Source organism: Nocardia arizonensis, from assembly GCF_001310275.1.
GTDB classification, from domain to species: Bacteria; Actinomycetota; Actinomycetes; order Mycobacteriales; family Mycobacteriaceae; genus Nocardia; species Nocardia arizonensis.
In genome coordinates, this window is the sequence record NZ_LGYZ01000129.1 from 227,860 (window position 1) to 252,686 (window position 24,827).

25 protein-coding genes are annotated in these 24,827 nt (G+C 66.7%); 14 read left to right on the plus strand and 11 right to left on the minus strand.

Annotated features, from left to right (window positions below; translation table 11 throughout):
• Nucleotides 1-40: 40 nt before the first annotated feature.
• A complete protein-coding gene (locus APZ21_RS29915; RefSeq protein WP_054816692.1) occupies nt 41-595 on the minus strand; it encodes a TetR/AcrR family transcriptional regulator in 555 nt (184 codons plus the stop codon).
• 156 nt (nt 596-751) lie between these two features.
• Nucleotides 752-1,480 carry a hypothetical protein gene (locus APZ21_RS29920; RefSeq protein WP_082393557.1) on the minus strand — a complete coding sequence of 243 codons (729 nt, stop codon included), beginning with the start codon at nt 1,478-1,480 and terminating at the stop codon, nt 752-754.
• Nucleotides 1,481-1,855: 375 nt separating this feature from the next.
• On the opposite strand from APZ21_RS29920, the gene APZ21_RS34900 reads away from it, so the two are divergent.
• Complete coding sequence (locus APZ21_RS34900; protein ID WP_054816606.1) at nt 1,856-2,377, plus strand: CAP domain-containing protein; 522 nt, start codon at nt 1,856-1,858, stop codon at nt 2,375-2,377.
• A gap of 28 nt (nt 2,378-2,405) precedes the next feature.
• On the opposite strand, the gene APZ21_RS29930 is transcribed toward APZ21_RS34900, so the two are convergent.
• On the minus strand, nt 2,406-3,203 hold the full coding sequence (locus tag APZ21_RS29930) for an SDR family oxidoreductase (RefSeq protein ID WP_054816607.1): 798 nt from the start codon (nt 3,201-3,203) through the stop codon (nt 2,406-2,408).
• Nucleotides 3,200-4,393: an acyl-CoA dehydrogenase family protein gene (locus tag APZ21_RS29935; RefSeq protein WP_054816608.1), complete on the minus strand. Its 1,194-nt coding sequence runs from the start codon at nt 4,391-4,393 to the stop codon at nt 3,200-3,202. Before APZ21_RS29935 ends, APZ21_RS29930 begins: the two co-directional genes overlap by 4 nt.
• Nucleotides 4,394-4,501: 108 nt before the next feature.
• Here APZ21_RS29935 and APZ21_RS29940 point away from each other — a divergent pair, with 108 nt between their 5' ends.
• From APZ21_RS29940 to APZ21_RS29960, 5 genes are read left to right on the plus strand one after another with little or no spacing between them, the layout of a single operon-like run.
• Nucleotides 4,502-6,055 carry a FadD3 family acyl-CoA ligase gene (locus tag APZ21_RS29940; protein WP_054816609.1) on the plus strand — a complete coding sequence of 518 codons (1,554 nt, stop codon included), beginning with the start codon at nt 4,502-4,504 and terminating at the stop codon, nt 6,053-6,055.
• Nucleotides 6,055-6,933 (plus strand): enoyl-CoA hydratase, encoded by an 879-nt coding sequence (locus tag APZ21_RS29945; protein ID WP_054816610.1) that lies wholly within the window; start codon nt 6,055-6,057, stop codon nt 6,931-6,933. The genes APZ21_RS29940 and APZ21_RS29945 overlap by 1 nt, the downstream gene beginning before the upstream one ends.
• Nucleotides 6,933-8,075 (plus strand): acyl-CoA dehydrogenase family protein, encoded by a 1,143-nt coding sequence (locus APZ21_RS29950; protein ID WP_054816611.1) that lies wholly within the window; start codon nt 6,933-6,935, stop codon nt 8,073-8,075. The genes APZ21_RS29945 and APZ21_RS29950 overlap by 1 nt, the downstream gene beginning before the upstream one ends.
• Entirely contained in the window at nt 8,072-9,073 is a 1,002-nt protein-coding gene (locus tag APZ21_RS29955; RefSeq protein WP_054816612.1) for an acyl-CoA dehydrogenase family protein, read from the plus strand. The genes APZ21_RS29950 and APZ21_RS29955 overlap by 4 nt, the downstream gene beginning before the upstream one ends.
• Entirely contained in the window at nt 9,070-10,131 is a 1,062-nt protein-coding gene (locus APZ21_RS29960) for an acyl-CoA dehydrogenase family protein (RefSeq protein WP_054816613.1), read from the plus strand. The genes APZ21_RS29955 and APZ21_RS29960 overlap by 4 nt, the downstream gene beginning before the upstream one ends.
• A 65-nt stretch (nt 10,132-10,196) precedes the next feature.
• On the opposite strand, the gene APZ21_RS29965 is transcribed toward APZ21_RS29960, so the two are convergent.
• A complete protein-coding gene (locus tag APZ21_RS29965) occupies nt 10,197-11,237 on the minus strand; it encodes a DNA cytosine methyltransferase (protein ID WP_054816614.1) in 1,041 nt (346 codons plus the stop codon).
• A 246-nt stretch (nt 11,238-11,483) separates the two neighbouring features.
• Here APZ21_RS29965 and APZ21_RS29970 point away from each other — a divergent pair, with 246 nt between their 5' ends.
• From APZ21_RS29970 to APZ21_RS29985, 4 genes are all read left to right on the plus strand, one after another.
• Nucleotides 11,484-12,236, plus strand: a complete 753-nt coding sequence (locus tag APZ21_RS29970; RefSeq protein ID WP_054816615.1) for a DUF427 domain-containing protein — start codon at nt 11,484-11,486, stop codon at nt 12,234-12,236.
• A gap of 177 nt (nt 12,237-12,413) precedes the next feature.
• Complete coding sequence (locus APZ21_RS29975) at nt 12,414-12,824, plus strand: cupin domain-containing protein (RefSeq protein WP_054816616.1); 411 nt, start codon at nt 12,414-12,416, stop codon at nt 12,822-12,824.
• A 66-nt stretch (nt 12,825-12,890) separates the two neighbouring features.
• The gene (locus APZ21_RS35270) at nt 12,891-13,682 is read left to right on the plus strand and encodes a hypothetical protein (protein ID WP_054816617.1); all 792 of its coding nucleotides are present in this window, start codon (nt 12,891-12,893) and stop codon (nt 13,680-13,682) included.
• Between the two features lie 233 nt (nt 13,683-13,915).
• Complete coding sequence (locus APZ21_RS29985) at nt 13,916-15,823, plus strand: DNA methyltransferase (RefSeq protein ID WP_204249180.1); 1,908 nt, start codon at nt 13,916-13,918, stop codon at nt 15,821-15,823.
• Nucleotides 15,824-15,827: 4 nt separating this feature from the next.
• On the opposite strand, the gene APZ21_RS29990 is transcribed toward APZ21_RS29985, so the two are convergent.
• Entirely contained in the window at nt 15,828-16,160 is a 333-nt protein-coding gene (locus APZ21_RS29990) for a hypothetical protein (RefSeq protein ID WP_054816618.1), read from the minus strand.
• Nucleotides 16,160-17,368 (minus strand): 3-ketosteroid-9-alpha-monooxygenase, oxygenase component, encoded by a 1,209-nt coding sequence (locus tag APZ21_RS29995; protein ID WP_054816619.1) that lies wholly within the window; start codon nt 17,366-17,368, stop codon nt 16,160-16,162. Before APZ21_RS29995 ends, APZ21_RS29990 begins: the two co-directional genes overlap by 1 nt.
• Before the next feature lie 215 nt (nt 17,369-17,583).
• Between APZ21_RS29995 and hsaA the strand changes: the two genes are divergently transcribed.
• From hsaA to hsaB, 4 genes are read left to right on the plus strand one after another with little or no spacing between them, the layout of a single operon-like run.
• Complete coding sequence (gene hsaA / locus APZ21_RS30000; RefSeq protein WP_054816620.1) at nt 17,584-18,747, plus strand: 3-hydroxy-9,10-secoandrosta-1,3,5(10)-triene-9,17-dione monooxygenase oxygenase subunit; 1,164 nt, start codon at nt 17,584-17,586, stop codon at nt 18,745-18,747.
• An 11-nt stretch (nt 18,748-18,758) separates the two neighbouring features.
• A complete protein-coding gene (hsaD, locus tag APZ21_RS30005; protein WP_054816621.1) occupies nt 18,759-19,637 on the plus strand; it encodes a 4,5:9,10-diseco-3-hydroxy-5,9,17-trioxoandrosta-1(10),2-diene-4-oate hydrolase in 879 nt (292 codons plus the stop codon).
• Nucleotides 19,637-20,542 carry an iron-dependent extradiol dioxygenase HsaC gene (gene hsaC, locus APZ21_RS30010; RefSeq protein WP_054816622.1) on the plus strand — a complete coding sequence of 302 codons (906 nt, stop codon included), beginning with the start codon at nt 19,637-19,639 and terminating at the stop codon, nt 20,540-20,542. Before hsaD ends, hsaC begins: the two co-directional genes overlap by 1 nt.
• The gene (gene hsaB / locus APZ21_RS30015) at nt 20,539-21,129 is read left to right on the plus strand and encodes a 3-hydroxy-9,10-secoandrosta-1,3,5(10)-triene-9,17-dione monooxygenase reductase subunit (protein ID WP_054816623.1); all 591 of its coding nucleotides are present in this window, start codon (nt 20,539-20,541) and stop codon (nt 21,127-21,129) included. Before hsaC ends, hsaB begins: the two co-directional genes overlap by 4 nt.
• A 68-nt stretch (nt 21,130-21,197) precedes the next feature.
• Here hsaB and APZ21_RS30020 read toward each other — a convergent pair whose 3' ends face one another.
• The 4 genes from APZ21_RS30020 to APZ21_RS30035 form a co-directional block, all read right to left on the minus strand.
• On the minus strand, nt 21,198-21,722 hold the full coding sequence (locus APZ21_RS30020) for a hypothetical protein (RefSeq protein WP_054816624.1): 525 nt from the start codon (nt 21,720-21,722) through the stop codon (nt 21,198-21,200).
• Between the two features lie 143 nt (nt 21,723-21,865).
• Nucleotides 21,866-22,600 (minus strand): hypothetical protein, encoded by a 735-nt coding sequence (locus tag APZ21_RS30025; protein WP_054816625.1) that lies wholly within the window; start codon nt 22,598-22,600, stop codon nt 21,866-21,868.
• Between the two features lie 39 nt (nt 22,601-22,639).
• Complete coding sequence (locus tag APZ21_RS30030) at nt 22,640-24,334, minus strand: asparagine synthetase B family protein (RefSeq protein WP_054816626.1); 1,695 nt, start codon at nt 24,332-24,334, stop codon at nt 22,640-22,642.
• An 8-nt stretch (nt 24,335-24,342) separates the two neighbouring features.
• Nucleotides 24,343-24,825: a hypothetical protein gene (locus tag APZ21_RS30035; protein WP_054816627.1), complete on the minus strand. Its 483-nt coding sequence runs from the start codon at nt 24,823-24,825 to the stop codon at nt 24,343-24,345.
• Nucleotides 24,826-24,827 lie beyond the last annotated feature (2 nt).

Below are 24,827 nucleotides of genomic sequence, written 5' to 3' on the forward strand. Positions count from 1 at the left end.
CTCGGACTTGGCCTCCGGCGCGAACACCGGAGGTCGCTGCTCAGGTGGCGTCGGGGACGGTGAGCCCGTCCAACACGATGGACAGGTACTGCTTGGCGAGGTTGTCGACGGTGATCGCGCCGCCGGGCTGATACCACCGCACCGCGACCCACACCGTGTCGCGCAGGAATCGGTAGGCGAGTTCGACATCGAGTTCGGGACGGAAGCTGCCGTCGGCGACACCGTTGATCAGCACCCGATGCCAGAGTTCGCGGAATTCGTTGTTGTAGTCGGCGATATAGGCGAACCGCTCCGCGTCGCGCAGCCGTTTGGCCTCGGCCTGGTAGATCGCGACCGCGGCGTGGAAGCGGTCGAAGGATTGATAGGAGGCGATCACCAACGCCTCCAACGTATCCCGCGAACTGAGCCCCTCGGCGACGATCTCGCGATATCGCCCGAACAGGTCGTCGAGGAAGCCGCGCAGGATCTCGTCCACCATCGATTCCTTGGAATCGAAATGGTGATACAGACTCCCCGATAGAATCCCCGCCGCATCGGCGATATCGCGCACCGTCGTCGCCCGCAGCCCGCGCTCGGCGAACAGGGTGGCCGCCATCGACAACAGTTCGTTGCGGCGCGCGGATTTCGGGGACTCGGCTGAGGTCACCGGGCCATCATACAACCAAGCATTTGCTTGGTGCCAGTGGCGCGCGTCTCGCCGTGCGGGTCATTCCGGCAGCGCCGGATCATGTCGGGAGTGACAGCACCGCCCTCAGCGGGCCGAATAGCGCAGCGGAGAGGAGACGGAGAGGTCGGCCAGCAGGCGGTCGCAGATGACCACCGGGGAGACGCCCGCGCGGGACATGCGGGCGATGAGGGCCAAGCGGCGTTCGCAGCTGTCCCATTCGACGGTGAGAGGACCGCGCTCGGGGCCCGCGTCCACGGTGGCGAGCACTTCCAGGCCGTGCGGGGTCGACTCCTCGACCAGACGGAGGACCATGCCGCGCTGCCAGGCGTCGTAGGTGGCCATATCGGAACCGATCACCAGTTTGTCGGTGGCCGCCCCCAGACCGGTGGCGATCTCGTCGGCGAAGGCGTCGTGGTCGAACCGATAGCGGCGGCTGCGGCGCACCACCTCGAGCAACTCGGCGCGCACCTCGCGCAGCAGAGCCGTCTGCCTGCGCCTGCGCCGCTCGCGTTCGGACGGCGCGGTCGCGGCACAGTCGAGTCCGAGGCGGTGGGCACGCTCGCGGTCGCGCTGGATGTCGGCGCGCAACGCCGCCCGCGGATCACGGGCCACCTCGGCCTCGTCGACCGCGAACAGTTCGAGTATCTCCCCCGCCCTCGACGCTGTGATCAGCTCCGACTCGTGCCCGAGAAGTTCGGCCCCGAGCGTCAACGCCGCGAGGGTAAGGCTGTCGAGTCTGCGTCTGGCCAGCACGACCTCACGCACCACATCGAGTTCCAGTTGTTCGCGGGAGCGTGGGTGATCATGGCCCATAGCCATCGCCCCTTCAAGCAGGTCGGTAGTCGAAGTCTGTCCAGCATGGCATATCCCGTTAACCCACGCGCCCCCTTTTTCCCTGATCAGCACCACCTCGGCACCGTCATATCGCATATTTCGGACCTCGGCCGTCTCCCCCGGATCACTCGGTCACCCGGTGGTTGCCGCCCGGTGGCCCGCCCGCGCGCCCGTCGCCGACACCCGAGTCGCCTTCACGTCCGCGGCGGGCGGGCTCGCGTAGTCTCTGCGGATGCCGCGCGGGCCGATGTCCGCGCGCGGCCGATGACGACATACCCCCCGCGATGGCGCGCCCGCGCCGATTCGACGGTGAGCTCGAACAGAAGCACCCATCACTACCGGGAAGGAAGTTCGATGAAAAAAGCCTACGCGGTCATACCCGGCGCCGTGGCGGCCGTCACCGCCGCCACGATCGTGAGCGCCGGACCGGCTCAGGCGGCCGCGTTCAACGAACAGGTGCTGACCGAACACAACGCGGCGCGAGCGCGTTACGGCGCGCACGCGCTCAATTGGGGACCGTCGCTGTATCCGAGCACCCTGCAACACGCGCGCAGTTGCCGTTTCGCGAATTCCATCGGGCCCTACGGCGAAAACCTCTACAGCAGCCCCGATCCGAACGCCACGATCGCCGACGCGATGGCGGCGTGGATGTCGGAGGAGTCGAAGTACGACTACGACTCGCCCGGATCCACCCCGGACACAGCGCGATTCACGCAGGTCGTGTGGAAGGCGACCACGCAGGTCGCGGCGGCCATCGTGCGCTGCCCCGCGGGCACGCTCGCCGAGGAGCCCGCCACCTTCATCGTCGCCCGCTACAGCCCGCCCGGCAATGTGGCCGACCAGTTCGCCCAGAATGTGGGTCGGCAGGTCACGTAATACCCGGGCAGCGAGAATCGCCGCCGGGTCAGGCCCGTTGGCTGCTGATGGAGACGATCTCGCCGGTGAGGTAGGTGGTGTAGTCGCTGGCGAGCATGGCTATGGTGGCGGCCACTTCCCAGGGTTCGGCGGCTCGGCCGAAGGCTTCCCGTTCGGACAGGGCGTCGAGGAGTTCGGAAGAACTGACCTTGTCCAGGAAGGGGTGGCGGGCGATGCTGGGGGCGACCGCGTTGACGCGCACACCCAGTTCCGCGGCTTCGACCGCGCTGCACCGGGTCAGGGCCATCACGCCCGCCTTGGCCGCGGCGTAGTGCGCCTGGCCGCGCTGGGCGCGCCAGCCGAGCACGCTGGCGTTGTTGACGATGACGCCGCCGTGGCCGGCGTCGCGGAAGTAGCCGAGGGCGGCGCGGGTGCAGCGGAAGGTGCCGTTGAGGGTGATGTCGAGGACGCGGTCCCACTGCTCGTCGGTCATGTCGACCACGGGCGTCTCGCCGCCGAGTCCGGCGTTGTTGACCATGATGTCGATGCGGCCCAGTGCCCGCGCGGCCCCCTGGACCAGAGCGTTCACCTGGTCGGTGCGCTGCACGTCGCAGGCGATGGCGGCGACCCGGCGCTCGGGGAATTCACCCTTCAACTCCACCTCGGTCTCGCCGAGACGGCGTTCGTGCCAGTCCGACACCACCACGTCCGCGCCCTCTGCGAGCAGACGCCGGGCGGTGGCCGAACCGATGCCGGTGCCCGCGGCGGCGGTGACGACCGCGACGCGGCCGGTGAGCAGTCCGTGGCCGGGGACCGGCTGCGGGGGGATCGACAGCGGCCCGGTCACGGTCGGGCCTCGCGCGGCAGGCCGAGCACACGCTCGGAGATGATGTTGCGCTGCACTTCGTTCGAACCTCCGTAGATGGTGTCGGCGCGGGTGAACAGATACAGCCGCTGCCATTCGTTGAGATCGTCGTTGTCGTCGGCGACGAGTCCGGCGGGGCCGAGTACGGCCATCGCGAGTTCGCCGAGTCCGCGATGCCAGTTGGCCCACAGCAGTTTGGCGACCGACGCCTGTCCACCGTCGTCGACGGCGGCGCCCTCCATGGTGCGCAGCGCGTGCGCGCGCAGCACCCGCAGCCCCACCCACGCCCGGTCGATGCGGTCGGCGATGACCGGATCGTCGGCCGCGCCGTTGCGCCGCGCCACCGCCTCGATATCGGCGAGTTCGCGGGCGAAACGGATCTGCTGGCCGAGGGTGGAGACGCCGCGTTCGAAGGTGAGGGTGCCCATGGCGATGCGCCAGCCGTCGCCGGGTTCGCCGACGACCAGGTCGGCGGCGGTGCGCGCATTGTCGAAGAAGACCTCGTTGAATTCCGAGGTGCCGGTGAGCTGGTTGATCGGGCGCACATCGATACCGGGCTGATCCATGGGAACCAGCAGGTAGGACAGGCCCTTGTGCCTGCTCGACCCCTTCTCGGTGCGGGCGAGGACGAAGCACCAGTCCGCGACGTGGGCCAGCGAGGTCCAGATCTTCTGCCCGTTGACGGACCATTCGTCGCCGTCGAGGTGGGCGGCGGTACTGACCGCGGCCAGATCCGAACCCGCGCCGGGTTCGGAATAGCCCTGGCACCACAGTTCGGTGACATTGCGGATGCCGGGCAGGAACCGGTCCTTCTGCGCTTGGGTTCCGAACGCCAGCACGGTCGGGCCGAGCAGTTCCTCGCCCAGGTGCGACACCCGCGCGGGCGCGTTGGCCTTGGCGTATTCCTCGTGGAAGATCACCTGCTGGCGCAGGGTGGCCTCGCGGCCGCCGTATTCCTTGGGCCAGCCAAGGCAGGTCCAGCCCGCGGCGGCCAGATGCCGGTCCCACGCGAGCCGTTCCTCGAATGCCTCGTGCTCGCGGCCGGGGCCGCCGAGTCCGCGCAGCTCACGGAACTCGCCGTCGAGGTTGTCGGCCAACCACTCGCGCACTTCTGCGGAAAACCGCCCGTCCGCGGCGGCGGTGTCGGAATCTGAGGTCTGGATCGCAACCACGACGGTAGGATAACCTACCAAGCACTTGCTTTGTTAGATTGTCGACCCGATCGGTTCGCCACCGCGAATCATCGGCCGACGGGCCAGGCACGAACGGTGAGGACATCCGTGACAACCCCAGCGCAGACGACACCGAGAGCACTGCACAACGCAGCCCGGGACTTCGGCGACCGTCCCGCGGTCGTCGACGGCGAGGTCCGCTACGACTGGAACCAGCTGCTCGACTCCGTTCGGGAGACGGCGCGGGCGCTCATCGCGCGCGGGGTCGCACACGGCGACCGGGTCGCCATGTGGGCGCCCAACACCCACCACTGGGTCGTGGCCGCGCTGGCCGCCCAGTACGTCGGCGCCGCGCTGGTGCCGCTGAACACCCGCTACATCGCCGAGGAGGCCGCCGATGTGCTGGCCCGGGTGGACGCCAAGGCGCTGTTCATCGCCGGCACCTTCCTCGGCCGCGACCGGATCGACGAATTACGCACGGCCGCACCGGAACTGAAGATCCCCACCATCGTGGTGATCCCCGTCGAGGCGGGCACCTCGGTGACCTCCGACGATACGGTGCTCAACTGGTCGCAGCTGCCAGAGATCGCCGCCACCGTCACCGCCGAGGAGGCCGAGCGCCGGGCCGAAACCGTTCGCCCCGATGACATCTCCGACATCCTGTTCACCTCCGGCACCACCGGCCGCAGCAAGGGCACCCTGGTGGCGCACCGACAGGCGCTGTCGGTGGTGCGGGCCTGGGCCGACTGCGCGACCCTGAACAGCTCGGACAACTACCTCGTGGTGAGCCCGTTCTTCCACAACTTCGGCTACAAGGCGGGCATCCTGGCCTGCGTGGTCACCGGCGCGACCATCGTCCCGCAGGCCACCTTCGACGTGCCGCGGACCATGCGCCTGGTGAGTGAGGAACGCATCACGGTGCTGCCCGGCCCGCCCACCATCTACCAGACCATCCTCGACTTCCCCGACCGCGCGAAATACGACCTGAGTTCACTGCGGGTCTCGACCACCGGCGCGGCCACGGTACCGGTGGTGCTGGTCGAGCGTATGCGGTCCGAACTCGAATTCGAGGTGGTCGTCACCGCCTACGGGCTGTCCGAGGCGGCGGGCTTCGGCACCATGTGCCGCGCCGACGACGACGCCGACACCGTCGCCAATACCTGCGGCAGGCCGATCGCCGACTTCGAACTGCGCATCGCCGACAACGGCGAGGTGCTGCTGCGCGGCCCCAACGTGATGCTCGGCTACCTCGACGATCCCGACAGCACCGCCGAGACCATCGACGCCGAGGGCTGGCTGCACACCGGCGATATCGGCACCGTGGACGAGCGCGGCTACCTGAAGATCACCGACCGACTCAAGGACATGTACATCTCGGGTGGCTTCAATGTCTATCCGGCCGAGATCGAACAGGCGCTGGCCCGCCTCGACGGCGTCGCCGAATCCGCGGTGATCGGTGTGCCCGACGAGCGGATGGGCGAGGTCGGCAAGGCATATGTCGTGCCCAAGGCGGGCGCGGATCTGACCGAGGAGCGCGTGATCGCCCACGCCAAGGGGGTGCTCGCCAATTTCAAGGTGCCGCGATTCGTCGAATTCCGCGATCGGCTGCCCTACAGCGCCGCCGGGAAAGTGCTCAAGCGCGAACTACGTATGGAGAACTGATGACGGATGAGAACGTGGGTGATGTCGTCACCTACGAGACGCGCGGGCCGATCGCGATCGTGCGCTTGAACCGCCCGGACTACCGCAACGCGCAGAACTCGGTGATGACCTACGCCATCGACGCCGCCTTCGAACGCGCCGTGGAGGACCCCGAGGTCAAGGTGATCGTGTTGGCGGGCAACGGCAAACATTTCAGCGCCGGACACGATATCGGGACACCGGGCCGCGACCACCACGTGCGCTATCAGAACAAGGCCGCGCTGTGGTGGGACCACGTGGACCGGGTCGGCGGCGATCAGCGTTTCGCCCGCGAGACCGAGGTCTACCTCGGCATGTGCCGCCGCTGGCGCGAGATCCCCAAGCCCACCATCGCGATGGTGCACGGCGCGTGCATCGCGGGCGGGCTCATGCTGGCCTGGATCTGCGATCTGATCATCGCCTCCGACGACGCGTTCTTCTCCGATCCCGTCGTCCGCATGGGCATTCCGGGCGTGGAGTATTTCGCGCATCCGTGGGTGATGGGTCCGCGCGCGGCCAAGGAGTTCCTGTTCACCGGCGACCGGTTCGACGCGGCGCAGGCCAAGGAATGGGGCATGGTCAATCGGGTGGTGCCGCGCGCCGAACTCGAGCAGCACACCCTGGCCCTGGCCGAGAAAATCTCCGCCATGCCGCAATTCGGTCTGGCGCTGACCAAGAAGGCGGTCAATCAGGCCGAGGACCTGATGGGCATGCGCAGCGGCATGGATTCGGTGTTCGGGCTGCACCACTTCGCGCACGCGCACAATGCCGAGGTCGGCGCGGATTCGCTGGGCGGCATGGATGCCAAATCGATGAAGGCTGACGCGACGACCTCGGGTCGACGGGACGGGACTGCGTAGTGGATCTGGATCTGGATCAGGCGACACGGGAATTCCAGGAGGAGGTCAGGGATTTCCTGGCCGCCGCCAAGCCGAAGAGCCCGTTGCCGTCGATGGACACCAAGGCCGGTTTCGAGGCCCACCGTGACTGGGAGCGCACCCTCGCGCAGGCGCGCCTCTCGGTGGTCTCGTGGCCGCGGGAGTATGGCGGCCGGGACGCCTCGCTGCTGGAATGGGTGCTGTTCGAACAGGAGTACTACGCGGCGGGCGCACCCGGCCGGGTGAGCCAGAACGGCATCTTCCTGCTCGCGCCGACCCTGTTCGAACACGGCAGCCCCGAACAGCTCGAGCGCATCATGCCGAGAATGGCGCGCGGCGACGACATCTGGGCGCAGGCGTGGTCGGAGCCGGAGGCGGGCAGCGACCTGGCCGGTATCCGGTCCACGGCCAAACGCACCAATGGCGGCTGGCTGTTGAGCGGACAGAAGACCTGGAGTTCGCGCGCGGCCTTCGCCGACTGGGCCTTCGGGCTTTTCCGCAGCGACCCGGCGGCCGAGCGGCACCGCGGACTCACCTATCTGATGTTCCCGCTGACCGCCGACGGCGTCTCGGTGCGGCCGATTCCGCAGCTCGACGGCGAACCGGGCTTCGCCGAGATCTTCCTCGACGACGTGTTCGTCCCCGACCGCGATGTCATCGGCGAACCCAACGAGGGCTGGCGGGTCGCGATGAGCACCTCGAGCAATGAACGCGGTCTGTCGCTGCGCAGTCCGGGCCGCTTCAGCGCGACCGCGCGGCGGCTGGTCGACCTGTGGATCGAGACCTGCGACGAGGCCGACACCGCCCAGCGCGACGCCGTGGTGGACGCCTGGATCGGCAGCGAGGCGTATCGGCTGCACACCTTCGGCACCGTGACCAGGCTCAACGAGGGCGGCAAACTTGGCGCGGAGTCCTCGATCACCAAGGTGTTCTGGTCCGAACTCGATATCGCCATGCACGAGACCGCGCTGGGTGTCCTCGCCGACGCCGCCGAGCAGAGCGGCCCGTGGACCGACGGTTACCTGTTCTCGCTGTCCGGGCCGATCTACGCGGGCACCAACGAGATCCAGCGCAATATCATCGCCGAGCGGCTGCTCGGACTACCGAGAGGGAGCAGCCGATGAGGTTCGCGCTCAGCCCCGAACAACTCGATTTCGGCGTCAGCCTGCGCAAACTCCTCGACGCGGGTCGCACGCCCGCGGCCGTGCGTGCGTGGGCCGACGGCGATCCGCGGCCCGGTCGCGGGCTCATCCGCCAGCTCGCGGGCGCGGGCGCGCTCGGACTCGCGGTGCGGGAGACCCACGGCGGGATGGAAGCCGAACCGATCGATCTTGTGGTGGCATTCCAGGAACTCGGCCGCGCCGCGGCGCCGGGTCCGGTGGTGGAGACCGGCGCGGCGATCCCCGCGCTACTGCAAGCACTTCCGCATTCCGACCTGGCGGCGCGCTGGCTGCCCGGCTTCGCCGACGGCGTCGCGCTGGGCACCTTGGCCTTCGCCCGCCCGGGTCGCGATCCGGTGGCACTGGACGCCGACACCGCCGAGGTGGTGCTCATCGCGGACGGCGACCGGCTGAGCACCGGCAAGCGCACCGGTCCGGTGCGGTCGATCGATCCGGCCCGTCGCCTGTTCCAGGTCGCCGCCGACGAGGTGCTGGCCGAAGGCGAGGGCGTGGCGGAAGCCGCCGCGGCGGCCTTCGACGCTGGCGCGCTGGCGGTCTCGGCCCAATTGCTCGGCGCGGGCCGCGCCTTGCTGCACGCCGCCACCGAATATGCCAAGCAGCGCAAGCAGTTCGGTAAGCCGATCGGCGAATTCCAGGCCGTTAAACAGAAATTGGCCGATGTGCTGATCAAACTCGACCTGGCCGAGCCGCTGCTTTTCCGCGCCGCGCTCACGACCGAGACCGCGACCCGCTCGCGCGATGTCTCGGCCGCCGCGATCGCCTGCGGTGACGCCGCCTACGCCGCGGCCCGCGCCGCGCTCCAGGTGCACGGCGCTATCGGCTACACCGCCGAATACGATCTGTCGCTGTGGTTGACCAAGGTGACCGCGCTGCGTTCGGCCTGGGGCACACCGGATTCGCATCGCGCCCGCGTAGCCCGAGCACTGCGAGGTACGGCATGACGGCATCACGCGAGGACCACCGCGACCTTGTCGCGTCGGTCCGCGGCCTGCTCACCAAACACGCCGACAGCGCGGCCGTTCGCGCCGCCATGACCTCCGAACTCGGCTACGACCCGACACTGTGGCGGCTGCTCTGCGAGCAGATCGGGGTCGCCGCACTGGCGATTCCGGCGGAGTACGACGGCGTCGGCGCGGGTCTGGTCGAATCCCTGCTGGTGGTGGGCGAACTGGGTCGCACGCTGGCGGGCGTGCCCATGCTCGGCTCGGCCGTGCTCGGTGTGCAGGCCGTGCTGCTCAGCGCCGACACCGAGGCCGCCGGGCGGTTGCTACCCGGCGTCGCCGAAGGCGCGACGACACTGGCGGTGTGCTGGGCCGGACCGGGCGGCTGGGATACGCCCGGCGTCCAGGCCGAAGGCAAAACCCTCAGCGGTACAGCGCATTACGTTCTCGACGGACTCGCCGCGGACACCCTGCTCGTGCTCACCGAAACGGGGCTGTTCGAGGTGGAGTCCCGGGCCGACGGAGTCACCCGACGCGCGGTCACACCCATGGACCCGACCCGCCCGCTCAGCGAGATCACCTTCGAGGCGGTGACCGCGCGCCGTCTCGGCGACGGCGATCCACTCGCCCTCGCGGCCCGCCTGCGCGAGATCGCGTGGGCGGCGGTGGCCGCAGAACAGGTCGGCGCGGCGCGGCGGTGTCTGGAGCTGACCGTCGAGTACACCAAGTCGCGTGTGCAGTTCGGCCGGGTCATCGGCAGTTTCCAGGCGCTCAAACACCGGATGGCCGATATGTACGTGCTGGTTGAATCGGCCGAGTCGGCCTCGGCCGCGGCGACCGCGGCGGTGGCAGAGGGCGCGGCCTCGGCGGCCGAGGACGTGTGGGTCGCGCGGACGCACTGCTCAGCGGCGTTCACCGCGGTGGCGGCGGAGATGGTGCAGATGCACGGCGGCATCGCCATCACCTGGGAGCACGACGCGCACCTGTTCTTCAAGCGCGCGCACGGCGACGCCGAATTGTTCGGGCAGGCACGCAGACCTTTGGCGACGTCGGCCTGATGCCGTACGGTATCGAGGCCCGCCGTCCCGCGGGTCTCGATACGCCGCTCCCATAACGGACAGCGCTAGCGGGTCAGCGCATCACGGATGCCGCGCGCGACCTCGGCGGCCATCGGTACCGGGACCGCATTGCCGATCTGGTGGCGCACCTCGTGGCGGGTTCCCTCGAATACGTAGTCGTCGGGGAATCCCTGGATGCGCGCCGCTTCCCGGGGTGTGAGCGGCCGATTTCGAAGCGGGTGCCCGTAGCGACCGCGCGTGAAACTGTCGAATCCGCCGGTGATCGTGGGGCACTGCCCGTCCAAGCGCAGCCTGCCGTACACATCCGGCCAGCCACCGGATTTCACGTCCACAACCTGGTGGCATTTCAGCCGCTTCTCGTAGGGAATGTCCTGCCAGCCACCGCCCTGCGGGACATAGGAGAAGCGCTCGACATTCTTCGCGGTGACCCTGGCGGCCTGATGGTTCGGGTAGTCGGGATGCACCGAATAGTCCGCGGGCGGTTCGGGCAACCCCTCGAGTACCGACCCCACCGTCGGCCATTGCGGGGTGCTCGGCTCGGGCACGGTGAAACTGCCCGCCGCGTCGTCGCGTATGCCGACGAGGACAAACCGTTGCCTCGTCTGCGGCACACCGTAGTTCGCCGCCAAGTAGAAATGCCCGGTCAGCTCGTAGCGTTCGAGGGAATGAAACCGGTCGACCAGATGGGCGCCCCGGACGCCGGCGAGAGTAGCGACATTCTCCATGAGGAAGGCCCGGGGCCGCAATTCCTCGACCAGTCGCAGAAATTCGAGGACGAGGGCATTGCGCGGATCACCGAGGTGCGCGCCCCGTTTCTGTTTGGAGAATCCCTGACACGGCGGGCCGCCCGCCAATAGATCCAGGTCCGCACCCGAAGCCAGTCCGGCGCGATCCCGCAAGGAATTTCCGGTCATGGCCCTGGCGTCGCCGACGAAGGCGCTGCCGGGCATATTCTTGTTGTGGGTGCGCACCGACGCCTCGTCGTTGTCGAATGCCGCGACGATGTCGTAGCCCGCGAATTCGATGCCCAGACTCAATCCTCCCGAACCGCAGAACGCATCGATCGCGGTGAGTCGATCGGCCATCGGCCACCCCTCCTCTCGTGACCCGCCGGCGCGGTGTGACTGTCGGACCGTTACGCTACGCCACCGACGGTCGAACGCCCGTTCGACGCGCGTGATATGTGGCCGAGTCGGCCGCCACGCAGGTGACCAGCCTTATCGACCGGATTGTCAACTCTATCCACGCCGGATCGGTCGAGTCGAATGGCGCGCGTCCGGGTACCGACACGCGCCCGGGGCGGCACTCCGCGCGGAGTACCGTCGGAATGTATGGACGAGGCACAGCGCGGGCGAGTCAGGATCGAGACCGGTTCCAAGCGGGTCAGGACCTATCTGGGCGGACAGGTGGTGGCCGATACCGTCCATCCGGTGCTGGTGTGGGAAAATCCGCACTATCCCGCCTATTACCTGCCCATCGCCGACGTGCGCGCCGAACTCCGACCCAACGGCAGCACCCGGCACTCCCCCAGTCGCGGCGAAGCCACCGGATACGACGTGGTCGTTCCGGGCGCGACCGCCCGCGGCGCGGCGCTGCGCTACCTGGATTCCCCCATGCCGGAGCTGAACGAGCTGGTCAGATTCGAATGGGACAGCATGGACGAATGGTTCGAGGAGGACGAGCCCGTATACGTCCATCCCCGCAATCCTTATGCGCGCGTGGACATCCTGGCCAGCTCCCGGCATATCCGGGTGGAGATCGACGGCGTCACCGTCGCCGACTCGCACTCCCCGCGCATCCTGTTCGAAACCGGTCTGCCGCCGCGGTACTACCTCCCGCTGCCGGATGTGCGCACAGATCTGCTGCACCGCACCGATACCCACACCAGCTGCCCCTACAAGGGCACCGCCGACTACTGGACCGTCCGCGTCGGCGACACCGACTATCCGGACCACGTCTGGATCTACCGCACACCGCTGCCCGAGAGCCAGAAGATCGCTGGTCTGGCCTGTTTCTACAACGAGAAGGTCGACATCTACGTCGACGGCGAACTACAGCCCCGTCCGCGTTCCCCGTTCAGCTGACCCGCCGCGAGGCATTCCGCCCGCGCGGTCCCCGGCAGTGCGCACCGGCCGACGTCGACTCACCCGCCTCGGAATCGACCGCGCCGACGCACCCAACGCAGAGGCCCTTCGACACCGTCGACTTCATCGGCATCACCGGGCGCATCGCGGACCGGCCGCGTCACTAAGGTGGGCCGGATGAGCGACAATCGACCGCCGCCGGCCGCCGCCCTCGATCTCGCGCCACATCCCGAAGGCGGCTGGTATCGCGAAACCTGGCGCACCACAATAACATTCGCACCCGAGGGTTATCCGGGCGAACGAGCCAGCGCCACCGGAATCTACTTCCTGCTCATGCCGGGTGAGCGATCGGCGCCGCACACCGTCGCCTCCGACGAGGTGTGGCTGTGGCACCGCGGCGGGCCGCTGATCCTCGATATCGGGGGCGAGGAGATCGTGCTCGGCCCCGAGGTGGAGCACGGGCAGGTCCCGCAGGCGATCGTGCCCGCGGGGACCAGCCAGGCGGCTCGCCCCGCGGGCGACGAATACGTGCTGGTCAGCTGTATTGTTTCGCCGGGATTCGACTTCGCCGACTTCCACATGGACTGACCCAGTCGCATCACCGTGTCGGTGCCTCTGACTACTGTTGGCGTGCAGAGTCGTGCGGGAGGGAGCATGGTGTCCACAGTCGAACAGGTCTTCATCGCTTGCGAACGAGCACGGAAGGACGGTGACCACATATGGCGCGTAAGCGAATCCGACAAAGAGTTCCATTTTCAGAACTGGGTGGAGGAGCGCTTGGTCGAATGTGGACTCACCTATGAACTGCCGGGTCGGAACACCTACCCTGACTTCAGACTCGCACACCATCCAGAAGGTTACGAAGTCAAAGGACTCGCTCATCCCGGCCGTTGGGCCGACTACGATTCGAATTCACAGGTCCCCGCTGGTACACATAACGGCCGTACAGTCTTCTACATATTTGGCCGCTACCCCAAGGCGAACGGCGACGTAACGTATCCTGTCATCGACCTTGTGATCTGTCACGGAAGTTTCCTCAGCACGAACGACACGTACGTACACAGCAACAAATCCTTCCTCGGTTTCGGCTCCTACGGTGATATCCGTGTTCGTGATCGGAAGATGTACGTCGTCCCGACACCGTTCGCACTGGTCGAGGGAACAATCGGTCTCGGTACGCTCATACTTCCCGCGCGACATCGAGTCAGCTCGCCTGAATTGGTCGCCGTCGGCGGCCTTACCCGAGCCGAGGTCGACAATGTTGTTATCTCTTATGAATTCAACCTGATCACCAATAAATTGGTGAAGAAGTACGGACCGAACCCGACCGCAGGTATCCGACACGAGTTCGTCGCGTACCGTGTGCGGGGACGGGAGAAAGACACGGGCGTCCGTATGTCCACCGAGGATCTCGACTACGCAGAAGAAGCACGGAGTCGCCTGTGACAATCCCTTTGTTCGATTCGGTCGGATCCTCCCGGGCACCCGCGCTCCCCGCAAGATCCGCGCTGGAAGACGACTTTCCCGCAGCGACACTCTCGAGCGCGGCCGAGAAGGAATCGTGGCGCAAAGAAGTGCACCGACCCGCAACCAGTACCCACAAGTGGTGGGCGAAGCGGTTGGGGACGGTTTTCCGTGGGGTAATTACCGCGGCAGTATCGTCCGACGCAACGGAAGCCATGCGGCGCTACAGCGAGCAAACTGTGCTTGCTGATATGACTGTCCTGGATCCGTTCGCGGGATCAGGGACTATCGCAGTCGAGGCGGTCAAACTAGGTGCCCGGGCCATCGCCTTCGATATAAATCCCGTGGCCACTCTCGTGCAGCGTCAGGCACTCCAGACCTGGGATACAGAAGCCCTCTCGACCGGGTACAAGTTGGTCGAGGCAAGCTGCCGAGACGAGATCGACCGCGTTCACCGGGCCGAGGACGGGCGAACAGTACTATATTATTTCTGGGTAGCGGTGGCAGAATGCCCGGACTGCGGATGCGCGGTACGACTTTTCGATTCGCCAATATTCTCGAAGCACGCCTACCCGAAGCGGATACCGTCCGCCCAGATAGTTTGTCCCGACTGTCTCGACATCCAAGAGAGCACCCACGACTTCACCGAGGCCATTTGCCGAAACGGGCACACCATCAGCCCGAACGGCGCGGTGCGCCGAGCGGAAATGACCTGCCGCCGCGGTCACGTATCGAAGATCGTCGCGGCATTGCGAGGACGTCGACCGGACTATGAGATGTACGCGAAGTTGGTTGTCTCCGAGACAGGCCGGAAAACCTACGAACCGATCACCACCTGGGACCGCGAACTCTACAGAGATTGCGAGACTCGACTTTCCACGAGTTCCGACCTCGTCTTGCCCGCAGGCATACTCGCACCCGGTAACAATACCGACCAAGCGCGACGGTGGGGATTCGTCGAGTGGCGGGATTTCTTCAATGCCCGGCAACTCTATTCCTTGGCACTGCTGGCGCGGGCTGTACGTGACCTCGACACCGAACCGGAAACTCGCGAAGCCTTGTGCGCATTATTTTCCGGTACACTCGAGTTCAACAATATGTTCTGCTCCTTCAAGGGCGAAGGTACCGGTGCCGTACGGCATATGTTCTCCCACCACGTCCTCAAACCGGAACGCACACCATTGGAAGCGCACCCATGGGGGACACCACATTCTTCCGGCTCCTTCTCCACGCTGATGAAGAGCAGACTTATCCGCGCACACGACTACAAGCGGATGCCCACCGACCTTGTTCCGATGCGCGGCGGTGTCGAAAGAGTAAGCGGCATATCGCGACCGCTGGAAACCGCTCTCGCAACGTCATTCGAAGAGTTCCATCGCAACGCCGATATCAAGGCGTATGTCACGACGAAAAACTCTGCATTCACCGATATTCCGGACGGGTATGTCGACCTTGTCATCACCGATCCCCCGTATATGGACAACGTTCACTACGCGGAGTTGGCCGACTTCTTCCATGCTTGGCTGAAGATGATCAGCCCCTACGACGGATATCCGAAATCTGACTCCACACGTTCGGAGGGCGAAGTCCAGCACGCGGACGCCGCCGAATTCGGACATGCGATCCGACAAGTCTGGACTGAGTGCGGCCGGGTCCTACGGGCAGATGGGCTCCTAGCGTTCACCTTTCATCATGCTCGCGTACACGGTTGGGTCGAACTGGTCAGCGCACTGCACGCGGCAGGATTGCGAATTACCTCCGTGCAACCAATCAAAGGGGAGATGACAACCAGCGTAACGAAGGCGGCTGCCATGGAGCCTTCCAACTTGGACTCTGTCGTGGTGTGCCGCCGACGAGCCGGCGAGCCGGAAATCTTTGATCCCGAGACACTCGTCCGAGCCGCTTCGTCACGATTATCCGCCCTCGTCGACCAGGGAGTCGCAGTCGGCGCGGGGGATATTCGATCGGTGATTCGAGGCACGGCACTGTCGGCATTCGCCGAGCACACCGACGACCTGTCGACGGTCATTCCGCAGGTCGAAGGCTACGCCGACGAGGTGATCCGAATCGTGTTGGGCGAGCGCGGCCGGACGACGAGCTCGGTCCGATCCTCGACCGCGTAGATGACTAATCGGCGATCTCGATGACTCCCTCGTCGACCGCCCATTTGATGGTCTTCTCCAACTGCGCGCAGGTGTCGGGGCGGCCGGGAGCGTTGCCCTTGGCGGCCAGTTCGGCGAAGACGGGGCAGTGGTCGGCCGGATTGCCGGTCCACTGCACCGAGGTCTGATGCGAACTGGCCTTGCGGACCAGCACCTGTGTGTGGCAGGTCTGGCACCGCAGCGGTGCCAGACCTTCCTCGAGATAGCGCTGTTTGTCGATGACAGTCTGGGCCTGCACCGCGGCGCGCCTGGCGGGCTGATCGGCGAAGTCGGGTGCCTTGGCCCAGGTCGCGGCCATCAGACACTCGCCTCCGCTTGATCGGAGTCGGCTTCGTCGGCCTTGCGCCGCAGATTCTCGGCGACCTCGGCCTCCCACGCCTCGTTGGCCTTGGTGGTGTCCACCTCGAACTCGAAACGCTGGGTCATCTTCTCGGTGACATCGGCGACGTCGACGTAGAACTGGTCGTACCAGCGGCGCAGCTGGTAGACAGGGCCGTCCTCCTCGCACAGCAGCGGATTCTCGACCTTGGACTTGTGCTTCCATATCTCGACGTCCTGGAGGAAGCCGACGCTGATGCCCTCGGTCATCTTCGTGGCCAGTTTGTCGGCCATCTCGCCTTCGACGCCCTGCGGCTTCTCCAGCGTGATGCCCCACTGGAGCACGAAGGAGTCCTGCGTCACCGGGTAGTGGCAGTTGATCAGGACGCTTCTGACCTCGTATCCGCTGTAGATGTTGATCAGCGGGTTGATCATGTAGGAGGGTCCGAAATAGGACGCCTCCGACTTCAGCAGGGTGTCGCCGCCGTACTTGGACGCCATGCCGATATCGGGCCTGCCCTTGGTCTCCAGGAACTGGGTGGCGATATGACCTTCGAAGACGTTCTTGAAGTAGGTCGGGAAGGCGAAGTGGATGTAGAAGAAGTGCGCCATGTCGACCACGTTGTCGATGATCTCGCGGCAGTTGGCGCCTTCGATGAGCATCGAATTCCACGTCCAGTCGGTCCACCCGCTGTCGAGCTGTTCGACCGGGTTTCCCGCCGCGTCGGTGTATGGGCCGACGATATGCGGGATGGTGACCTCCGGCGGGGGCTCGTTGCCCTCGTGGTCGTGCCAGACGAACAGCTGGCCGTTGCGTTCGAGGGTGGTCCACTTGCGGGTGCGGGCCAGCGGCGGCACGCGCCGGGCGTACGGGATCGCCGTGCACTTGCCGTTCGTGCCGGACCAGCGCCAGTCGTGGAACGGGCAGGCGATGTCGCCGCCCTTGACCTCGCCCATGCTCAGGTCGCCGCCCATGTGGCGGCAGTAGGCGTCGAGCACGCGCAACTCGCCGTCGCTGTCGGCCCAGACGACGAGTTTGGTACCGAAGACGTTCACCGCGTGCGGCTTGCCGTCCCGGAACGTCTTGGCCAGGCCGATGCAATGCCATCCCCGGGCATAGCGGCTCGGTGTGGAACCGACATCGAGTTCCCTGATCCTCGCACCGCTCCCCGGTGGGGTAACTGCCATCGCGAATCCTCCTCCTTCTGTACTAGAACACGTTACAAAAATGTCGCGTTGGGCGCCAGCGATTCGGGCTACTTCCAGCACCAGCCCTTGATTCCCACTGAATGAACAGCCGTTCTCGACACTGATAGGAACGTGTTCTAGTCTCAAGGCACGCGAGTGCTCGAGAGCAAACGAGTACCGGTTACCAATCCGACCAGGCAGGAGCAGGTCCCGAGATGACGCAAGAAGTGACCGAACGGGTCGAAGCGCTGTTGCCGATGCTGCGCGAACGGGCGCAGGAGGCCGAGGACCTTCGACGCATCCCCGACGAGACGATCAAGGCCCTCCAGGAGACCGGCTTCTTCCGCCTGCTCCAGCCAAGGCAGTGGGGCGGACTCGCCGCCGATCCCGTGGTGTTCTACGACACCGTCCGCAAGATCGCGAGCGCCTGCGGGTCCACCGGCTGGTGCGCGGGCATCCTCGGCGTGCACAACTGGCATCTGGCCCTGTTCTCCCAACAGGCCCAGGAAGAGGTCTGGGGTAACGACACCGAGGTGCGCATCTCCTCCTCCTACGCCCCGATGGGCGCGGGCACCGTGGTCGAGGGCGGCTACACCGTCAACGGCTCGTGGGCCTGGTCCTCCGGCTCCGACCACGCCGACTGGGTCTTCGTCGGCGGACCGGTCATCAAGGACGGCAAGCCGGTCGACTTCGGCAGCTTCCTCATTCCGCGCAGCGAATACCGCATCGATGACGTGTGGAACGTGGTCGGCCTGCGCGGTACCGGCTCCAACACCGTCGTGGTCGAGAACGTCTTCGTGCCGCGGCACCGCTTCCTCAGCTTCCGCGCCATGAACGAACTGAAATCGCCCGGCCTGGAACAGAACACCGATCCGGTCTACAAGATGCCGTGGGGCACGGTGCATCCCACCACGATCTCCGCGCCCATCGTCGGCATGGCGTACGGCGCCTACGCCGCCCATGTCGAACACCAGGGCAAGCGCGTGCGCGCGGCATACGCGGGCGAGAAGGCCAAGGAGGACCCCTTCACCAAGGTCCGCGTCGCCGAGGCCGCCAGCGATATCGACGCCGCCTGGCGTCAGCTGTCGGGCAATGTGGCCGACGAATACGCCCTGCTGCTCGCGGGCAAGGAGATTCCCTTCGACCTGCGCGTGCGGGCCCGTCGCGACCAGGTCCGCGCGACCGGGCGCGCCATCGCCTCCATCGACAAGCTGTTCGAAGCCTCCGGCGCGACTGCCCTGGCCAACGGCACGCCGCTGCAACGCTTCTGGCGTGACGCGCATGCGGGCCGGGTGCACGCCTCCAACGATCCCGAGCGCGCCTACGTCATGTTCGGCACGCACGAATTCGGCCTGCCTGTCACCGACGGCATGGTGTAGGAGGACATTCCGTGACCTCGACGGTGGAACTCACCTACGAATCCACATCCCGGTACGCCCAGGTGCGTACGGATCTGAAACTGCACTACCACGAGGCGGGGGTCGGCAACGGGCCGACGATCGTGCTGCTGCACGGCGGCGGGCCCGGTGCGTCGTCCTGGTCCAACTTCGCCCGCAATATCCCGGTGCTGGCGCGGAACTTCCACGTACTCGCGGTGGACCAGCCCGGCTTCGGCCGTTCGGACAAGCCCGTCGACCACCCGCAGTACTTCGTGCACAGCTCGACGGCACTGAAGGATCTGCTCGACCACCTCGGGATCACCGAACGCGTGCATCTGCTGGGCAATTCGCTCGGCGGCGGCACCGCGGTGCGCTTCGCGCTCGACAACCCCGACCGCGCGGGCAAGCTCGTGCTCATGGGTCCGGGCGGTTTGAGCGTCAACGTCTTCGCGCCCGACCCGACCGAGGGCGTGAAGAACCTCAGCAAGTTCAATGTCGAACCGACGCGGGCCAATCTCGAGGCGTTCCTGCGGATCATGGTCTTCGACCAGTCGCTGATCACCGAGGAACTCATCGAGGAACGCTTCGCCTCGGCCAGCGAACCGGAATCGCTGGCGGCGACGAGGGCGATGGGCAAATCGTTCGCGAGCGCCGACTTCGAGAAGGGCATGCTCTGGCGCGAGGCGTACAAACTGCGCCAGCCGGTGCTGCTGATCTGGGGTCGCGAGGACCGGGTCAATCCGATCGACGGCGCCATCGTCGCCACCAAGATGATCCCGCGCGTGCAACTGCACGTCTTCGGTGGCTGCGGACACTGGGCGCAACTCGAGAAGTTCGACGAGTTCAACAGGCTGGCGGCCGACTTCCTGGCCGGTCGTAAGGAGGGATGATGGGCATTCGGTCACTGGGGTATTTGCGCATCCAGGCCACCGATATGGCGGCTTGGCGTGAATACGGCCTCAAGGTACTCGGCATGGTCGAGGGCAAGGGCACCGATCCCGACGCGCTCTACCTGCGTATGGACGAATTCCCCGCCCGCCTGGTCATCGTGCCGGGCGATGCGGACCGACTGCTGGTTTCCGGCTGGGAGACCGCCGACGCCGGTGAACTCCAGGATGTGCGTGACCGGCTGGACGCCGCGGGCGTGCCCTTCAAGGAGGGCACCAAGGCCGAGTTGCTCGACCGGCGGGTGGACGGGCTGATCCGCTTCGAGGACCCGTCGGGCAATATCCTCGAGGCGTTCCACGGCGTCGCGCTGGAATCGCGGCGGCTGGTCACTCCCTACGGGCACCGTTTCGTCACCGAGGAGCAGGGCCTGGGTCACGTGGTGCTGAGCACCACCGACGACGCCGCGGCACTCACCTTCTACCGCGACGTGCTCGGCTTCCGGCTGCGTGACTCCATGCGGATGCCGCCGCAGATGGTCGGGCGGCCCGCCGACGGTGAACCGGCGTGGCTGCGGTTCTTCGGCTGCAACCCGCGCCATCACTCGCTGGCCTTCCTGCCGCTGCCGACGCCGAGCGGCATCGTGCACCTCATGCTCGAGGTCGAGAAGTCCGACGACGTCGGACTCGCGCTCGATCGCGCGCTGCGCAAGAAGGTGCCGATGTCGGCGACGCTCGGCAGGCACGTCAACGACAAGATGCTGTCGTTCTACATGAAGACGCCCGGCGGTTTCGACGTCGAATACGGTTGCGAGGGACTCGAAGTCGAGGACGAATCGTGGATCGCCCGGGAATCGACCGCCGTGAGCCTGTGGGGTCACGATTTCACGGTGGGTCAGCGACCGCAATGACGGACGGGGTCGGCGAATCCGCGACGGAACCGGAGATCGATCCGCGCCGGTTCCGTAATGTGCTGGGGCAGTTCTGCACCGGTATCACGGTGATCACCAGCTTCGACAGCGACGCGGCCCCCGTCGGCTTCGCCTGTCAGTCCTTCGCGGCGCTGTCGCTTGAGCCGCCGCTGGTGCTGTTCTGCCCCACCAAGACCTCACGATCCTGGGCGGCCATCGAGGCGCGCGGACGTTTCGCCGTGAACGTGCTCGCCGAACAGCAGCAGCCCACCTGTGCCCGCTTCGGCTCCCGCGAACCCGACAAGTTCGCCGGAATCGACTGGCACACCTCAGAGCTGGAGCTCCCGCTCCTGGACGACGCGCTCGCCACGATCCAGTGCACGGTGGATCGCGTCGTCGACGGCGGCGATCACCACATCGTGATCGGCCGCGTGCAGGCCCTGTCGGAGTCCACAGACTCCGGCAGGCCCCTGTTGTTCTACCGAGGTCAGTACACCGCCATCGAACCGGAGAAGACCACCCCGGCACCCTGGCGAGCCGACCTCGACCATTTCCTCACCACCACAACCCTCGACACCTGGTTGTGATCCGAAATCCCGAAAGAGCCGCCCTGTCAACGGGGCGGCTCTTTCGTCATAGGCCAGCGGCCGCGAAGTCAGGCGGCGGCGGTGGGGAGGGCGAACCAGCCGGTGGTGGGGTCGGCGTAGCCGTGGTACAAGAGGGGGATTCGCTGGTCCACGGCGAAGTGGTTGTAGATGGCGAGCATGGCCTCGCGGACGGCCTCGTCCTGGAAATCATCGACGCGGCGCTGCCCCATGGTGTGCTCGGGGAGCAGGGACAGCCGGGCCATGTCGTCGGGGTCGGCGGTGTCGAGGCCGACCCCAACGACCGCGATGGCGTGCTCACGCAAGATGACGCGGGCGGGGGCCGGGTCGACGACGCGGGGCGGGAAGGTGCGGAATTCCGCGCGGACGGCGCTGGTGGGGTCGGCGTGCGCCTGGATGAGGGTGATCAGGTCGGGGTGGGGCATGGTGAGGCCCGCACGCAGCGGCGCCTGTTCGAGCAGGTGGAGTATGCAGCCGCCGCTGACCACCGGATCGGGCACCAGAAAGGCCGCCAGCACCGGATCGGCGTAATCGCGGCAGGTCAGACAGGCTTTGACATGAGTCGGATCGGTCATGCTGCACTCCCTCCGAGAGGAGAGGGGGCGGCCGCACGCTGCGACTGATCGGCGACCGCCGATGGACTATCCGTCTGGCGCCGGGCACCCCCACCGCCCGACCGTGCACACGTCTTCTCAGTATAGGAGCCTCGACAACACCCTCAACCGGAAATATCGGCGCAGGTGGCGGCTTCGGGTAGGTCTTCGCTGAGGAAGACGGTTTGGGCCGTCATGCGGAATCCGGACATGCGTTCGCGGAAGACCTCGATGGATTCCTCGGGATGAACCGAATCGATGACCGCGTGCTCGCCTATGGCGTTGAACTGGTGGCTCACGCCACGGGGGATCTGCATGTCGACGAAGGAGCAGGGCGGGACTATCAGGTTGTGACGGGTGCGGTGGATGCCGGGCGGGGTGTCGGGCAGGTCGTCGGTGAACTGTTCGGGGCGGAACGGGGTCACGCCCTCGATGAAGGTCACGTCGAACGGGGACAGGCTGCCGACCCGGATACGGGTGTCGGGACCGGTCATCATGCGGACGAAACGCAGTCCGGTGTGCAGGTGCATGCGCGAACAGACGCCGCGTTCGGTGACGTCGTAGAAATCCATCAGATACCGGTCGGCGAAGAATCCGTCGAAGGGTTTCTCGATCATGTAGACCTCGCCCTCCTCGAAGGTCTGTGACCGCACGATGCCGTCGGCATCGGGGGCAGTCGCCGCGGCCGCCGATTTCGCCTTGCGCACGATATCGGCCAAGGCGCCGACCACCGCCAGCGCGACCTCCGGCGGAAACGTCGCCACGGGGGTCACCGCATTGCGCCCCGCGTCCCGGAAGCCGGCCACCTCGTGGACCTCGTTCTCCTCGTCCGCGTCGTATTTGATCCGGGTGTCGGACATCCGGTGGTGACTCCTCTCTCGATCCGCGCCGCCGCCGGTTCACACCTCGAAGGCGCGCAACCACAGTTCCAGCGACAGCACCAGCCACAGCTTGCCGCCTTGGCGCGGCAGCAGCGCGCCGTCCCCGCGCAACCAGGCGCGAATGGTGTCCTCGCGGAACAGTCCGCGGGCCCGCGCGGAACGCCCGAGCAGCAGTTCGTGGCCGAGATCGCGCAGCGGACCCGACAGCCACTGCTGCACCGGCACCCGCATACCGCTCTTCGGCCGGTCGATGATGGTGCCGGGCAGCAGGTCGCGCACGGCCTGTTTGAGAATCCACTTCTCGACGGCCCCCGCCAGTTTCTGCCGTGGCGGCACGCGGAAGGCGTAGTCGATGACATCGCGGTCGAACAGCGGCGAACGGCCCTGCACGCCCGCGGCGGCGGTGAGCCGTTCCACCTTGGTGAGGATATGGTGCGCGCCCTTGGTGCGCAGATTCGTGTGCAGCAGCCGGTTGAGCAGGCTGGTCATGTGGCCGGGGCCGAGATAGGGGGCGACCAGGTCGGTGAGCGGCGGGGCGTCGCGCAGTTCGGCGAGCGCGTCGGGCGCGAGCAGCGCGGGCAGGTCCGCATAGCACTTGCGGTAGCTGTCGAGGTAGGCGAGTTCGCGGGCGCGCGGGTCGGGATCGTCGCGGGTCAGTTCGAAGATCAGCATCGGCAGGTTCTTGGGTCCGCCGAAGACCGGGTCGCCGCCCTCGCCGTTGAGCACCACCCGCGCGCCGTCCGCGGCCGCGGCCTCGGCGAGCAGCAGATTGGGCACGGTCAGCGGGTCACCCACGGGGCAGTCGAGCAGGCCGACGGTTTCGGCGAGCCGGGCGGCCACCGTCTCACCGGGCACGGTGAGCACCCGGTGTTCGGTGTGGCAGTGCACGGCGACCAGCCCCGAATAGGCGAGCTCGTTCGGGGTGGTGCCGGTGAAGGCGATGGAGTACGAGCGCACCGACTGGTCATGGTTCTTCGCGGCCAGCGCGGTGACCAGGCTGCTGTCGATTCCGCCCGAGAGCAGCACCGCGACCGGTTCGCCCGCGGGTAGTCTGCGCACGGTCGCCGCCTCGAGCAGGGCGCGCAGGGTCAACGCGTGTTCGGCGGCCGGTCGGTCGTCGGCCGTCTCGCGCGGCTCCCAGAACGTCTCCTCGGTGTGCGTGCCGTCCGCACGCAGGCGCAGACAGCGTCCCGGCAGCGCCTCGAACACGTCGCGGAACAGGGTGTCACGGCCGGGAAGATAGGCGAAGGTCAGGAACGAGCGCACCGCGGGCAGATGCAGTCCGGTGCGCAGCGCGGGCCATGCGGTGAGCATCCGCAACGTATTCGACGCCGCCCAGTCGCGGCCCGCACGCGCGTAGAACAGCGTCCGGGCGCCGACGTGATCGCGGATCAGCACCAGCTCCTCGCCGTCGAGCACGGCCATCGCGAACATGCCTTCGGCGCGGGCGACTCCGTCGACGCCGAACCGGGCGTAGGTGCGCAACAGCAGTTCACCGTCGGAGCAGTCGACCGGTGTATCCGCGCCGAGCCGGGCGCGTAATACCGCCGCGTTGAACAGCGTCACCGTGCCGACGGCGGAATACCCTGTGACACCGAATGTTTCGCTCTCGTCCAGCGCGCCGATGGCATGGGAGCGCACCGACGGTTCCGCGCCGACCGCGCGGACCGCCGTGGCCGGGTCATCGGTGCGGAACGCACACCACCGCGCCATCGCGCCTCCTAACCGAAATCGCCGCCGTCGTCGCCGCCGGAATCATCGCCCCAGTCCCCGTAATCGGAGGAACCGCCGTCCGAACTCGACTGCTGGGCAGCCTGCCTGCGCAGTTCCTCCTCTTGGTCCGGTGACAGGAAATCCGGTGGGTCGATCAGACTTCCGAGCAGGACACCGCCCGCGACACCGGCCAGGATCGCGCCGAGTCGTCCGCCGAAGGAGGATCTATTGACGGTGAGGACGCCACCACCCCACAGGGTGCGGCCGTAGCCGCATTCGCGGCCGTATCGGACGGCGCCGTCGCGGTGCACGCGTTTGATCAGTTTGGGGCCCAACGATTCGTCGGTGCCGGAGTCGGCGCGGTCGTCGCGCCAGGACACCACGCCGTTTCCGCGCGTGCGCCATTCCTGGCGACCGTCGGAATAGCGACGGTGCACGGTTCCGTCGGCGAGCAATTCATCGGTGTAGGTGATCTGCTGTCGCACCGACATGG

Excerpts from the sequence above, each read along its gene's own strand:
- APZ21_RS29920 (WP_082393557.1), bottom strand. The coding sequence starts at position 1,480 with ATGGGCCATGATCACCCACGCTCCCGCGAACAACTGGAACTCGATGTG.
- APZ21_RS29990 (WP_054816618.1), bottom strand. The coding sequence starts at position 16,160 with ATGGCCGCGACCTGGGCCAAGGCACCCGACTTCGCCGATCAGCCCGCC.
- APZ21_RS29960 (WP_054816613.1), top strand. The coding sequence starts at position 9,070 with ATGACGGCATCACGCGAGGACCACCGCGACCTTGTCGCGTCGGTCCGC.
- APZ21_RS30020 (WP_054816624.1), bottom strand. The coding sequence starts at position 21,722 with ATGACCGATCCGACTCATGTCAAAGCCTGTCTGACCTGCCGCGATTAC.
- APZ21_RS29985 (WP_204249180.1), top strand. The coding sequence starts at position 13,916 with ATGCGGCGCTACAGCGAGCAAACTGTGCTTGCTGATATGACTGTCCTG.
- hsaC (WP_054816622.1), top strand. The coding sequence starts at position 19,637 with ATGGGCATTCGGTCACTGGGGTATTTGCGCATCCAGGCCACCGATATG.
- APZ21_RS34900 (WP_054816606.1), top strand. The coding sequence starts at position 1,856 with ATGAAAAAAGCCTACGCGGTCATACCCGGCGCCGTGGCGGCCGTCACC.
- APZ21_RS30035 (WP_054816627.1), bottom strand. The coding sequence starts at position 24,825 with ATGTCGGTGCGACAGCAGATCACCTACACCGATGAATTGCTCGCCGAC.
- APZ21_RS29965 (WP_054816614.1), bottom strand. The coding sequence starts at position 11,237 with ATGGCCGATCGACTCACCGCGATCGATGCGTTCTGCGGTTCGGGAGGA.
- APZ21_RS29970 (WP_054816615.1), top strand. The coding sequence starts at position 11,484 with ATGGACGAGGCACAGCGCGGGCGAGTCAGGATCGAGACCGGTTCCAAG.
- hsaB (WP_054816623.1), top strand. The coding sequence starts at position 20,539 with ATGACGGACGGGGTCGGCGAATCCGCGACGGAACCGGAGATCGATCCG.
- APZ21_RS29995 (WP_054816619.1), bottom strand. The coding sequence starts at position 17,368 with ATGGCAGTTACCCCACCGGGGAGCGGTGCGAGGATCAGGGAACTCGAT.
- APZ21_RS29955 (WP_054816612.1), top strand. The coding sequence starts at position 8,072 with ATGAGGTTCGCGCTCAGCCCCGAACAACTCGATTTCGGCGTCAGCCTG.
- APZ21_RS30025 (WP_054816625.1), bottom strand. The coding sequence starts at position 22,600 with ATGTCCGACACCCGGATCAAATACGACGCGGACGAGGAGAACGAGGTC.
- APZ21_RS29975 (WP_054816616.1), top strand. The coding sequence starts at position 12,414 with ATGAGCGACAATCGACCGCCGCCGGCCGCCGCCCTCGATCTCGCGCCA.
- APZ21_RS30030 (WP_054816626.1), bottom strand. The coding sequence starts at position 24,334 with ATGGCGCGGTGGTGTGCGTTCCGCACCGATGACCCGGCCACGGCGGTC.
- APZ21_RS29945 (WP_054816610.1), top strand. The coding sequence starts at position 6,055 with ATGACGGATGAGAACGTGGGTGATGTCGTCACCTACGAGACGCGCGGG.
- APZ21_RS35270 (WP_054816617.1), top strand. The coding sequence starts at position 12,891 with ATGGTGTCCACAGTCGAACAGGTCTTCATCGCTTGCGAACGAGCACGG.
- APZ21_RS29915 (WP_054816692.1), bottom strand. The coding sequence starts at position 595 with ATGGCGGCCACCCTGTTCGCCGAGCGCGGGCTGCGGGCGACGACGGTG.
- hsaA (WP_054816620.1), top strand. The coding sequence starts at position 17,584 with ATGACGCAAGAAGTGACCGAACGGGTCGAAGCGCTGTTGCCGATGCTG.